At 72.0% G+C, this 12,019-nt stretch carries 13 protein-coding genes and 1 pseudogene; 8 read left to right on the forward strand and 6 right to left on the reverse strand.

All coding sequences use genetic code 11. The features are described from left to right. Window positions 1-62: 62 nt before the first annotated feature. The 3 genes from AB0F15_RS44090 to AB0F15_RS44100 all read right to left on the reverse strand — a co-directional run bounded on the left by AB0F15_RS44090 (window position 63) and on the right by AB0F15_RS44100 (window position 1,760). Window positions 63-416, reverse strand: coding sequence for a hypothetical protein (locus AB0F15_RS44090; RefSeq protein ID WP_360283758.1), 354 nt, complete (start codon window positions 414-416; stop codon window positions 63-65). A 318-nt stretch (window positions 417-734) separates the two neighbouring features. Further along, window positions 735-1,115, reverse strand: coding sequence for a hypothetical protein (locus AB0F15_RS44095; protein WP_360283760.1), 381 nt, complete (start codon window positions 1,113-1,115; stop codon window positions 735-737). 303 nt (window positions 1,116-1,418) lie between these two features. Then, window positions 1,419-1,760: a hypothetical protein gene (locus AB0F15_RS44100; protein WP_360283762.1), complete on the reverse strand. Its 342-nt coding sequence runs from the start codon at window positions 1,758-1,760 to the stop codon at window positions 1,419-1,421. Between the two features lie 276 nt (window positions 1,761-2,036). On the opposite strand from AB0F15_RS44100, the gene AB0F15_RS44105 reads away from it, so the two are divergent. Then, window positions 2,037-2,375, forward strand: a complete 339-nt coding sequence (locus tag AB0F15_RS44105; RefSeq protein WP_360283764.1) for a WGxxGxxG family protein — start codon at window positions 2,037-2,039, stop codon at window positions 2,373-2,375. Window positions 2,376-3,023: 648 nt separating this feature from the next. Beyond that, on the forward strand, window positions 3,024-3,494 hold the full coding sequence (locus AB0F15_RS44110) for a hypothetical protein (protein WP_360283766.1): 471 nt from the start codon (window positions 3,024-3,026) through the stop codon (window positions 3,492-3,494). 207 nt (window positions 3,495-3,701) lie between these two features. On the opposite strand, the gene AB0F15_RS44115 is transcribed toward AB0F15_RS44110, so the two are convergent. Next, on the reverse strand, window positions 3,702-4,511 hold the full coding sequence (locus AB0F15_RS44115) for a hypothetical protein (protein ID WP_360283768.1): 810 nt from the start codon (window positions 4,509-4,511) through the stop codon (window positions 3,702-3,704). A 326-nt stretch (window positions 4,512-4,837) separates the two neighbouring features. Here AB0F15_RS44115 and AB0F15_RS44120 point away from each other — a divergent pair, with 326 nt between their 5' ends. The 6 genes from AB0F15_RS44120 (at window position 4,838) to AB0F15_RS44145 (ending at window position 10,841) form a co-directional block, all read left to right on the forward strand. Next, window positions 4,838-5,845 (forward strand): polysaccharide deacetylase family protein, encoded by a 1,008-nt coding sequence (locus tag AB0F15_RS44120; RefSeq protein ID WP_360283770.1) that lies wholly within the window; start codon window positions 4,838-4,840, stop codon window positions 5,843-5,845. Between the two features lie 547 nt (window positions 5,846-6,392). Further along, window positions 6,393-7,217, forward strand: coding sequence for a DUF3152 domain-containing protein (locus AB0F15_RS44125; RefSeq protein ID WP_360283772.1), 825 nt, complete (start codon window positions 6,393-6,395; stop codon window positions 7,215-7,217). Between the two features lie 75 nt (window positions 7,218-7,292). After that, window positions 7,293-8,624 carry an extracellular solute-binding protein gene (locus AB0F15_RS44130; protein WP_360283774.1) on the forward strand — a complete coding sequence of 444 codons (1,332 nt, stop codon included), beginning with the start codon at window positions 7,293-7,295 and terminating at the stop codon, window positions 8,622-8,624. Between the two features lie 71 nt (window positions 8,625-8,695). Beyond that, window positions 8,696-9,526: a sugar ABC transporter permease gene (locus tag AB0F15_RS44135; protein ID WP_360283776.1), complete on the forward strand. Its 831-nt coding sequence runs from the start codon at window positions 8,696-8,698 to the stop codon at window positions 9,524-9,526. Next, the gene (locus AB0F15_RS44140) at window positions 9,523-10,353 is read left to right on the forward strand and encodes a carbohydrate ABC transporter permease (RefSeq protein ID WP_360283778.1); all 831 of its coding nucleotides are present in this window, start codon (window positions 9,523-9,525) and stop codon (window positions 10,351-10,353) included. Before AB0F15_RS44135 ends, AB0F15_RS44140 begins: the two co-directional genes overlap by 4 nt. Before the next feature lie 134 nt (window positions 10,354-10,487). Beyond that, window positions 10,488-10,841 (forward strand): VOC family protein, encoded by a 354-nt coding sequence (locus AB0F15_RS44145; protein WP_360283780.1) that lies wholly within the window; start codon window positions 10,488-10,490, stop codon window positions 10,839-10,841. On the opposite strand, the gene AB0F15_RS44150 is transcribed toward AB0F15_RS44145, so the two are convergent. Beyond that, window positions 10,838-11,839 (reverse strand): proline racemase family protein, encoded by a 1,002-nt coding sequence (locus tag AB0F15_RS44150; protein ID WP_360283782.1) that lies wholly within the window; start codon window positions 11,837-11,839, stop codon window positions 10,838-10,840. The two genes, AB0F15_RS44145 and AB0F15_RS44150, sit on opposite strands and share 4 nt — an antisense overlap. After that, a pseudogene (locus AB0F15_RS44155) lies at window positions 11,840-12,019 on the reverse strand (dihydrodipicolinate synthase family protein); the annotation flags it as partial. It lies immediately after the preceding gene.

Genomic DNA, 12,019 nt, shown 5'->3' on the forward strand with positions numbered 1-12,019 from the left:
CCGGCGTCGCGCGCCGCCTTCTCGACGGCGGCCGAGCCGGCCAGCACGATCAGGTCGGTCGGTCAGTTGCCCTGAGCGGTCCCGCCGTCGGCGATCTCGCCGGCGGCGCAGTTGTCCGGGTTGTCACCCTCGGCCTCGTGCTCGCCGGGGGAGAGCACCGGCACGCCGATGCCGTTGGCCGTGTCGTGGACCGGCACCTGGACGCCGAGCACGTTGACGTCGTTCTCGCAGACGCCGCCGACCAGGTTCAGGTTGTGCACCGCGTCGAGGTTCTGCACGTTGCCGACGAGGCCGAACTGATCGGTGGTGTCGACCGGGTGGCCCGCGACGCTGACACTGGTCGCGGACGCGGATCCGCCGAGCACCGCCATCCCGGCGGCGAGGGCGGTGGCGACGAAGCCGAGCTGCTTGATCACGGAACAAATACTCCTTCTGAGAACCCGCCGGACGGTCCGGCGGGGGAACGGGGGAGGGAACGGGCCCGGCATCGGTTCGCCGAGCCCGGGAAAGTCGGTTATGGTGCGGTCAAGCCGGGTGGGACCGGCACGCTTCTCCAGTGTCGTGTCCGGTCCCACCCGGGTCGGCGCCGTCCGGCGTCGCGACGTGCCCGGAACGCGGAGCCGGAGTGTGCAGCTCGCTCCGTGTTCCGGGCACGCGGTGCGACGTCGGCGCAACCGCCGGATTCCCGTGCCGCGGCCGGCTTCCGCACACCGCGGGCGGCCGGGCACGGAAACTCAGTGGCCCTGGCTCGTGCCGCCGTCGGACACCGCGCCCGCGGCGCAGTTGTACGGCGACTCGCCACTGGCCTCGTGGCCGCCCGGCGAAAGGATCGGCACGCCGATGCCGTTGAGCGAGTCGTGGATCGGCACCTGGACGCCGAGGACGTTGACGTCGTTGCCGCAGATGCCCGGCGTCACGTTGACGTTGTGCAGGACGTCGGTGTTGTTCAGGTTCACCAGGCCGACCTGACCGGTGTAGTCGTAGCCGCCGTAGTGGTGACCGTAGTGGTGCCCGTGGTGGCCGTGACCGTCCGGGGTGTCGGCCGCGGCGATGCCGCCGGCCAGGAACGCACCGGCCGCCGCGGTGGCCGCGACGAACCCGATCTTCTTCAGCATGGATTGCTCCTCGGTGAGCGATTGCGGAGGGCAGGACGGCAGTGAAGGTGTGTTCTCCGTCCCGTGTGAGGGAAAGGTACTGATGCCCGGTGGGCGTTTCCACTTCGTGCCACCATCGTGTGGGTAGCGCAAGCCGCTGACCGCGCCGGCAGTGGTCCGATCGGGTTACCCAGCTTCCGTTTCACCCCAAGGTCTTCCTGGTCACCTTCCTCCTGGATCGCCTGTGCGGCAAGAAATAATCCGGGCACGCCGAAGAGCCCTGCGCCACCGCGGTGGCGGCGCAGAGCTCTTCGTGGCGACTTCTTATTCGGGCCAGGCCTCGGCTTCGGCCGTGAGTGCGGTGGTCACGTCGATCTCGCCCGACCGCACCCGCCACGCGAGCGAGTCCGGCCGGGGCTGCAGAAGGTGCCACCCGGCGACGTCTTTGTCGTCGTAGCAAGGGTTTTCGTCGTCACCGATGCCCAGCGCGGCGAAGTACTGGCGGGCGGGCCAGGTTTCGGGAACCCAGGCGCGGGCCCAGCGCACGACGATCCTGGCGAGGTCGTTGCGGCCGTCCGCCGGGTGGATCAGGCGGTCGCCCGTGGTGCAGATCAGGCGTGGTGTGAACGTCGCGCCGAGCGGCGCGACGACGAGTTCAGTGTTCATTCCTCCCCCGGTCCACGGTGGTGGACGGTGTTTCCCGGCTCGGATGCGCAACTGTGCGGCGAAAAGGGGAAGGGCGCCGGTGGCGGACGTGCGCACGCGGCGCGTCCTTCCACGGCTCTGGTTTGAACCGGCAGCCATCTTACAAAGCGCGGTAGCGCGGTGGAAACGGGGGTCCGGCACCGAAATCTTCGCCCGTTCCCGTGACCGCGGGAGTGAATACCGGCGACCGGGGTACGCCGGAGAGGACCGACCGTCCGACCGGAAGGAAGAACCGGGATGAAGCACACCGCACGGAAACTGTGCTGCGCCGGAGTTGCGGCCGCCGCTCTCGCGCTGACCGGGGCGATGCCCGCCTCGGCAGCACCGGGCTTCGCGGCACCCGCGTGGCACCGGCAGACCGACGACGGCACCCACCACGACAACACCCAGGACGACAACGACGACAACGGCCTGTGGGGCCTGCTCGGCCTGGCCGGCCTGCTGGGGCTGGCCGGGCTGGTGCGACGCAGCCCCAAACCCGGTGCGATGGCGGGGTATCCGGTCGCCGGGGCGACACCGCCGCCGGCCAACGCGTACCCGCCCGCCGAGCCACGGCGGAACCCGCCGGGCGCCTGAGCGTCACCGCTGCCGCGCACCCGGTTTCCGCCGGGTGCGCGGGTGACCTCGGTGCCCCGCACCACGGATCCCCTCTCCTGTTCGCACAGAACGTCCCGGCGCCATGGGCGTCGGGACGTTCTGCGTTTCCTGCTCTCCGAATGGTGCCTTCGTGTCAGGTCTCGGCACCGAGGAGGCCACGGACGCGACCGGAAAACCGGCCCCGCGGCCGCTGCCCAGATTAGCGAAACGCTCGCCGCGCATGAAGTGGTTTTTGCCAGTACCCTACTTAAGAGTGCCTTTCCGGCCGTGCGACAAATGCCCATGATTACCCATTCTTTCTTCTCATAAACGTCTCGAACGGGTGAATGTCCGACGTCACCCGAAACTGGCCCCTCCGGCACCTTCGGTAGATAAAACCGGGTCGATTCAGCCTCCTGTCGTAACGACCGAACACGGACGAGTGGCGACATCACACAACGTAGTTGACGGACAAAACAGTTCCGGATGTGCTTCACGCGAACTTGATGTTTGTTGCGGCGAACCCGGCGGGCCGCACACCGTGTGAAATCAACCGACTCCGCCGGCGCCCGGACAACCGCTCGCGCTATCGCCGATCGGCGCTCACCATGATCACGGTCGACATCGCACAATCCGGAGGAGTACGACATGAAAAGTGCACTGACCCGAGCGCTCACGGTGTTCGTCACCACGGCCGCGGTGACCTTGGCGGGGGTGGGCGTGGCGACGGCGGGCGGGCCCGGTGGCAACGGATCGTCGAGCACCACCAGCGCGGCGGCGGAGGTCCAGGGCCTGCGCGACCAGCTGAAGTCCCGTGCGGACAACGGGGACGTGCCCGGCACCCAGGCCACCATCGCGCGGCTGGACCCGTTGCTCACGGACCTGGCCCAGGGCAAGCGGTACACGATCCAGGCCGCGGCCAAGGACAGCGCGGCCACGGCGCAGAAGGACAACACGGAAGCCAGGAAGGGCGTCGACGAACTCGCCGCCCAGCTGTCGTCCCGCCAGTCCCTGCCGCCGGTGTCGGCCCTGCTCAACGCGTTGCTGCAGCGGGTGCTGATCAGTCTTTCCGCGCTGGTGAACGACCTTCTCGGCGGGCTGGCCGTCCCGGTCGGCTAGGCGCTGCCCGGCGAGTCCGCGCGATGACCCGCGCTCGACTTGCAGGACAGGGCCCAGGCCGGCCGGTACCCCGGACGGACAAGCCGACGAAAGCCCGGCGCGGTTCCCCTCCCGCGCCGGGCTTTCGCCGTCCGCGGCGGGCGAGCCCCCACGGGCACGAAGAAGCCCGGTGCGGCGAGCCGCACCGGGCTTCTCGCGGGCCGGTGGCTATTCGTAGACGACGTAGGCGGGTGCCGGGCTCAGCGCCAGAACTTCCGCCGGGCTCATCAGGGCCGCGCCGCGGCGGGTGTCCTCCTCGAAGAACAGTTTGAACCCCGGCCGCACGTGGGCGGGCATGGTCGTCATCAGCGTCTTCCACGTCGCCTTCTTCGCGGCGGCCGACCCGATGCCGTCGACGACCTTGACGACCGAAACGCCGTGGTGCGGCCGCAGGAGCGCTTCGTCGCGCACCACGGACGCGGCGACCTGGTGGTAGATCATCACCTTGGCGGGCAGGCGGTGCGCGTCGGCCAGGCCGCCGAGGTAGCGGGCGACCTCGTCGAGCTCGGCGCCGCTCGTGCGGCCGAACTTCTTCCCCGGAACGACACCCGGTTCCACGGCCCACTCGGGGTCGAGCGCGACGCCGACGTCGGGCTCGGTCAGCCAGCGTTCGTACGCCTGCACCTCGGGCAGGAAGTCGGCGCGGCCGGGCTGGATGTTCAGCAGCAGCAGGCCGTTCAGCGCCCGGGCGGCGTCGAGGTAGTCGCGCACGGTCGTGTCCTCGCAGCGGCTGCGGAACATGCCGTCCGCGCCGGGCGAGCGGTGCACGGTGGTGGCGATCAGCTCGACGACCGGGGTGACCGGACGTCCCGGCGGGAACGCCTCGATCCGCTGGCGGAGCGCGCGGCCCGCCTCCGTGAGGTCACCCGTCATGCGGCCGAGCGCCTTCGCGCCCGGAGCTCCGCAGAAGCCGACGAGCAGGCTCGTCTCCAGCGGGTTCGGGGGCGGTGGCGGTGGCGGGGCCGCGGAGGACGCCACGACCGGTACGGCGAGCGCACTTCCCCGTTGCAGCGCACCACACGCGCTCGTGGCCAAGCCTCCGAGAGCGGCGGTGAGGACCAGGCGTCGATCGAAGGTTCGTTCGGCGGTGACCGCCTTTTTCGGGACCATCGCGGGGAAATACCCGATGGTGATCTTCGGCAAACGCGTTTTCCGGCGATCACCGCATCGTGCCGGAGCCGTTCGCGACCCCATGCCCCCGGCCTGCGGAAACGCGTTTTTCGGGGCGGTGGCACACAAGTGCGACCTCACCCGACCCGGTGGCCCGGCCCGCGCCCGGCGCGGGCCGGACGCACACTTCCGGCATGCGTTGCCTTTTCCGGTTCGGTGCCGGGTTCACCGCGCTCCTCGCCCTGGCGGCCTGTGGCAGCCCCGCGCCGGTCGCCCCGGCGTCCGCGCCGCCGCGGCCGGCACCCACCGCCGCGCCGGTGCGCGTCACGGCCGCCACCGCACGGCAGGTGGGCGCCGACGAGCTCGGCCGGGTGCCGGTCCTCATGTACCACCGCCTCGCCGCGCAGCCGCGTTCGGTCTACGAGCGCACGCCCGCCGACTTCACCGCGGAGCTCGAACGGCTCGCGGCGGAGGACTACGTCCCGGTCACCACCGCGGAGCTGGTCGGCCGCCGGCTCGACCTGCCGGCCGGCGCGCACCCCGTGGTCCTGACCTTCGACGACGGCGACCCGAGCGCGTTCAGCCTCACGCCGCAGGGACAACCGGCGCCGGGGACGGCGGTCCGGATCCTGCTGGACGTCGCGGCGGCGCACCCGCGGTTCCGGCCGGTCGCCAGCCTGTACGTCAACGAGCACCCGTTCGGCGGCGACACCGACGGGCGGGCGCTGCGCTGGCTGGCCGAGCACCACTTCGAGATCGGCAACCACACCCGCCGCCACACGAATCTCCGCACGGCCACCGAAAGCGCGGCGGCCGCGGCCATCGCCGAGGAGGACGCGGTGATCCGCCAGGCGGTCCCGGGTTACCGGCCGGCGACGCTGGCGTTGCCGTACGGGAGCCACCCGCACCGGGACGGGCTGGCGCTGCAGGGCCCCGGCTATTCCTACGGCGGCGCGCTGCTGGTGGGCGCCGGCCCCGCGCCGTCCCCGTGCTCGACCGAGTTCGCCCCCGGGTCGATCCCCCGGATCCGCTCCCAGTCGGCGGGCGCGGAGGCGGAGTACGGCTCGGCCCACTGGCTCGACGAGCTCGGGTCGCCATCCGGCCACCGCTACACCTCCGACGGCGACCCGGCAACGGTGTCGTATCCGCGATCCGAGGGCGCGGTGGCGCCGGCATGTGCGAGCGTGGGCCTTGCCTACTGACCGGCACCCCCTGGCCCGCGTCGACTGGCTCCCCCAGCCGCGACGCCGCCCTGCGCCGCGCGGCGCGCAGCCCCCGGCACCGACGGCGCCCCGCATCCCGGCGCCGGCGCCGGTCCTGCCCGCACCGGCGCCTGCTGCTCGCACCGCACAGCCGGAACAGCCGGCGCCCGAGCCATCGGTCTCGCCGACGTCGGCCCGCGCCGCGTTCTTGGCTCCACCCAACCCGCAAGCACCGGCTCCGGCCGCACCCGCCCCGGCCGCACCGCTTCGGGCGGCACCGGCACCGGCCGTAGCCACTCCGGCCCGCGCGGCGCTCTTGGCTCCGACCCACCCCGCAACACCTGCGCCAGAACCATCCACCCCGGCCACAACAGCAACTCCGGCCGCACCGACCCACGCGCCGGAACCGGCCCCGGCGCCCGCACCACCCACCCCGCAGACCCCCGCACTCTCCATCGCCCCCGCGCTCTCCGTCGGCCCACCGGCCCCCCGGGTGCCGCGAACGCCCGCCGCGCCCGAACCGTTGCCCCTGCCCGCGCCGGAGCCCGTGCCCGAGCCCGTTCCGGCTGCGTGGTGGCCGCCCGCGGTGCTCGTCTTCGCCGTCGCGCTCGCCGTCGGTCTGCTGCTCACTCCGGAAGCCGCCCAGCCGCGGCGGATCTCCGGTGTCGCCGCGGCCCGGCCCACCACGGGAACATCGGCTCCGCGCCCCACCGCCGCCGCCCCCGCCCCCGAATCCGCCGCGCTGCCCGATGGCGGGCCGGTCACCGAGGCCGGGGCCGGTACCTGGCACGTCGTCCCGGGGCCCGGCGCCGATGTCGGTACCGGCGAGAAAGTCCTCACCTACACCGTCGAAGTCGAAGACGGTGTGGACGTTCCCTCGTTCGCCCCGCAGGTCGACGCCATCCTCGCCGACCCGCGCGGCTGGACCGGGCTCGGCGACGTGACCTTCCGCCGGCTCGGCGAACCGGACGCCGAGCCCGCGGTCCGGATCAGCCTGACCAGTCCCGGCACCGCGCGGCGCCCCGACCTCTGCGGCTTCGCCATCCCCTACGACTCGTCGTGCCGGCTGACGCGCGGCCACCGGATCGTCGTCAACCTCGCCCGCTGGCTGCGCGGCGCCCACTCCTACGACGGCGACCTGGCCGGCTACCGCACCTACGCGATCAACCACGAGATGGGCCACGCCCTCGGCTTCGGCCACGTCGGCTGCCCCGCCGCGGGGGCGCCGGCGCCGGTGATGATGCAGCAGACCTTCGGGCTCTCCAACACCTACCTCGCGAACCTCAACCGGGCCGAACCCGGCGCCGCGACGCGGGTCCGTCCCGACGGCGCCGTCTGCCGGCCCAATCCGTGGGTCACCGCGCCGCACTGACCGCACTGGTTTGGACCGCCACCCACCGGGTATCCGCCGCAGGCTTTTTCCTGCGTGAGGTCCGGGAGGGGTGCCATGGTGCGAAAACTTCTGGCCGGTGCGGGCGCGGTCCTGCTGCTCGCCGGGTGCGGCGGGGTCGGCGGCGGCGACAGCGGCGCCACGGCCACCCTGACGACCATGGGGTTCGGCCTCGGCGACGAGATCGCCACCACCCGGGCCGACCTCGCGGGCAAGGCGATCGCGCCGGCCACCGTGAAGATCGGCGGCAGCGCGTTCGACGCCCAGCAGTTCCTGGCCGCCGTCGCCTCGCACACGCCACCGGACCTCGTCTACCTCGATCGCCAACTGCTCGGCACCTACGCCGCGCGCGGCACCCTGGAACCGCTGACCGACTGCATCGCCCAGCAGCGCATCGACGTCGGCCAATACCGGCCCGCCGCGCTGAAGGAGGTCACCCTCGACGGCAAGGTCTACGGCCTGCCCGAGTTCTACGACAACCGGGTCGTCCTGGTGAACGACGCCGCCGTCGAGGGAGCCGGGCTCACACCGCAGGACGTCTCCCCCGCCGACCGGGCGAAGCTGACCACGGCCGCGCAGAAACTGACCGGCCGCACGAACGGCGGGCCGGCGCGGATCGGGTTCGACCCGAAGATCCCGGAGTTCCTCCCGCTGTGGGCGAAGGCCAACGGAGTGCAGATGCTCAGCGACGACGGCCGCACCGCGCACCTCGACGACCCGCGGCTGGCCGGGGCCCTGGAGTACGCCAAATCGCTGATCGACGTCCAGGGCGGCTGGAGCGCGGTGAAGGCGTTCCGTGATTCGTTCGACTTCTTCGGCGAGAAGAACCCGTTCAAGCAGGGACAGCTCGCGGCCACGCTGATGGACGACTGGTACCTCAACGTCCTCGCGAACTACTCGCCGGACGTGCGGGTGTCGGCGGCGCCGTTCACCGACACCGCCGGCGCGCCGATCGACTGGGTCACCGGCAGCGCGTGGGTGATCCCCGCCGGGAGCACCCACAAGGAGCAGGCCTGCGCCTGGATCAAGACGATGACCGACGCCCCCACCTGGATCGCCGCCGCCAGGGCGCGCGCGGAGAAGCGCAAAGCCGCCGGCAAGGCGTTCACCGGCGTCTACACCGGCAACCGCGTCGCCGACCAGGAGATCTTCGGCAGCCTGGTGCAGCTCGGGGACCGGCCGGTGTTCGACGCCGCCGTGCGGACGGTCCTGCGCGCGCAGGACAGCGCCTTCACCATGCCCGCGTCCCCGGCCGGCTCGGAGTTCAAGACGGCCTGGCAGAACGCCGTCAACCGGGTGCTGTCGGGCGAGCAGCAGCCCGCCGACGCCCTGCGCCAGGCCCAGCAGGAGGCGCAGCGCGCGCTGGACGCCGCGGGGGCGCACCGGTGAACCGGCGCCGCCGCGAAACCCTTGCCGCGTATGCGTTCCTGTCGCCGTGGATGATCGGTTTCGTGATCTTCATGGCGCTTCCGATGGTCGCCAGCCTGGTGCTCTCCTTCACCGACTACGACGCGCTCCGGTCACCGGACGCCGTGGGCTGGGCCAACTACCAGCGGCTGTTCGAGGATCCGGCCGTGCGCAGGAGCCTGGTCAACACGCTGGTGTACACCGTGCTCTCGGTGCCGGCCACGATGGCCGTCTCGCTGGCACTTGCCTCCCTGCTCACGCGGGCGGGACGCCGGTCGGCCGGCTTCTTCCGGACGGTGTTCTACCTGCCCGAGATCACCCCGAAGGTCGCCGTCGGCGTGCTGTTCCTCATCCTGTTCAACGGCCAGGCCGGCCTGGTCAACGCCGCGCTGGGGCTGGTCGGCATCGACGGTCCGCAGTGGAGCACCGACGGGCCGTGGGTGAAGCCGGGCCTGGTGCTCATGCACCTGTGGTCGGTGGGCAGCACGGTGGTGATCTACCTGGCCGCGCTGCGCGGCGTGCCGCGGGAGCTGTACGAGGCCGCCGAGCTCGACGGCGCGTCGGCGTGGCAGCGGTTCCGGCGGATCACGGTCCCGATGATCAGCGGGGCGCTGTTCTTCACCCTCATCGTCCAGACGATCGCGGGGCTGCAGTCGTTCGACGAGGCCTACACCGCGTTCTACGGATCCGCGGCGTCGGCGACCTACAGCAACGACGCCGCGCTGTTCTACCTGATCTACCTGTTCCAGCAGGCGTTCGAGTTCCTGCACCTGGGTTACGCGTCGGCGATGGCGTGGCTGCTGTTCGTCGTGATCATGGCGATCACGCTCGTGCAGGTGCGGCTGAGCCGCCGGTTCGTCTACTACGAAGGCGGTGACCGGTGACGCCGCGACGCGCGGTCCGGTGGACCGGGCTGGCCGCGGCGACCGTGCTGTTCCTCTACCCGTTCGTCTGGCTGCTGAGCGCGTCGGTGAAACCCCGCGCGCAGGTCTTCGACAACCTGCTGATCCCCCGCACCTGGGCGTGGGACAACTACGTGGAGATCTGGCGGGCCGCGCCGGTCGCGGCCTGGCTGCTCAACAGCGTGGTGGTGTCGCTCGCGGCGGCCGCGGCGGTGACGCTGACCAGTTCGCTGGTGGCGTTCGGCTTCGCGTACTTCCGCTTTCCGGGCCGCAACGCGCTCTTCGGCCTGGTGCTGGCCACGATGATGCTGCCCGGCGCGGTGACGATGATCCCGGTGTACCTGATCTGGAACAGCGTCGGGCTGGCGCACACGCAGGTGCCGCTGTGGGCGGGGAACCTGTTCGGCAGCGCGTTCTACATCTTCCTGCTGCGCCAGTTCTTCCTCGGCCTGCCGCGCGAGGTGTTCGAGGCCGCGCGCGTCGACGGCGCGAACCACTGGACGCTGTTCTGGCGCATCGCCGTGCCGCTGTGCCGCCCGGCGCTGATCGTCAGCTTCGTGTTCGAGCTCAAGGCCAGCTGGTCGGACCTGCTCAAGCCGCTGATCTACCTGCGCGACCCGGTGCTGTACACGCTGCCCCGCGGGCTCAAGGCGCTGTCCGACCAGTTCGGCCAGGCGGGCGAGCAGCGGTGGGAGGTCGTGCTGGCCGGGAGCGTCATCACGACCGTGCCGCTGCTGATCGTGTTCTTCGTGGCGCAGCGCCACTTCCTCGCCGGGATCACGACGGAGGGTCCCCCGCGCGATCGGTGAGCGCGGTCCGCGGTGCCCGTGACGACAGCCGCGTTCCGCTGTCCTTCCGACGGACCTGCCGTCGTGGGACGCCGAACACCGGGTTCACCGGGGCGCCCGCCCCGGTCCGGCCGCGGTGCTGGCAGGATCGCGGCATGGAACGCGTGCTCGGAATCGGCGGGTACTTCATCCGCGCGGCGGACCCGGCGGCCCTCGGTGCCTGGTACCGCGACTGCCTCGGCCTGGACACCGACGAAAACGGGGTCTGGCAGCAGGAGCCGGGTCCCACCGTCTTCGCGCCGTTCGAGGCCGGGACCGGCTACTTCGGTTCGCCCACCCAGCAGACCATGCTCAACTTCCGGGTCCGCGATCTCGACGCCATGCTCGCGCAGCTGCGCGAACGCGGCGCCGACGTGGCCGACGACGTCCAGGACATGGCCGGGGTCGGCCGCTTCGGCTGGGTCACCGACCCCGAGGGCCACCGCATCGAGCTCTGGCAGCCTGCCTAAAGCACGAACCCCGTCGGGAACGGGTCCGCCGGATCGAGCAGGTAGGTCGCGGTGCCGGTGATCCACGCCCGGCCGGAGAACTCCGGGACGACCGCCGGCACGTCGGCGACCGTGGTCTCGGCGACCAGCTCGCCCGTGAACGTCGTGCCGATGAACGACGAGTTCTCGAACGGCGTGTGCAGCGGCAGTTCGCCGCGGGCGTGCAGCTGGGCCATCCGGGCGGACGTGCCGGTGCCGCACGGCGAGCGGTCGAACCAGCCCGGGTGGATCGCCATCGCGTTCCGCGACGCCCGCGCGTCCGAGCCCGGCGCGAGGAACTGGACGTGCTTGCAGCCGCCGATCAGCGGGTCGGCCGGGTGCTTCGGCGGCCGCTGCTCGTTGATCGCGCCCATGATCGCCAGCCCGGCCGTGAGGATCCGGTCCTTCTCCGCCCGGTCGAACGGGATGTCCGCTTGCGACAGCTCGAGGATCGCGTAGAAGTTCCCGCCGTAGGCGAGGTCGTAGCGGACGTCGCCAAGGCCGGGCACGGAGACCACGGCGTCGCGCTCGGCGAGGAATGACGCCACGTTGCGCAGCTTGACCCGCTCGGCACGCCCGTCGCGGACCGAAACCTCGGCGTGCACCAGGCCGGCCGGGGTGTCCAGGCGCACCACCGTCGTCGGCTCGGTCACCTCGACCATGCCGGTCTCCACCAGCACCGTGGCCACGCCGATCGTGCCGTGGCCGCACATCGGCAGGCAGCCGGACACCTCGATGTACAGCACCCCCCAGTCGGCGTCCTCCCGGCACGGCGGCTGCAGGATCGCGCCGCTCATCGCGGAGTGGCCGCGCGGCTCGTGCATCAGGAACTGCCGGAGGTGGTCCAGGTGCGCCATGAAGTACCGGCGGCGTTCGGCCATGGTGGTACCGGGAATCGGGGCGACGCCGCCGGTCACCACCCGGGTCGGCATGCCCTCGGTGTGCGAGTCGACCGCCGTGATCGCGCGCGAAGACCGCATCTACGCCACCCCCAGCGCGGCGAGCGCGCGGCCCATGTCGGCCCGGACCTGCTCGCGGTGGACGTCCGAGAGCGGGCCCCGCGGCGGGCGGCACGGCCCGCCGCGGCGGCCCCCCAATTCCATACCCAGCAGGGTTGCCGGGGCGGAATAGGTGCGGGGGTGCCCGCGGAACGCCGCCCC

The organism is Amycolatopsis sp. NPDC026612, from assembly GCF_040638285.1.
Lineage (GTDB): Bacteria > Actinomycetota > Actinomycetes > Mycobacteriales > Pseudonocardiaceae > Amycolatopsis.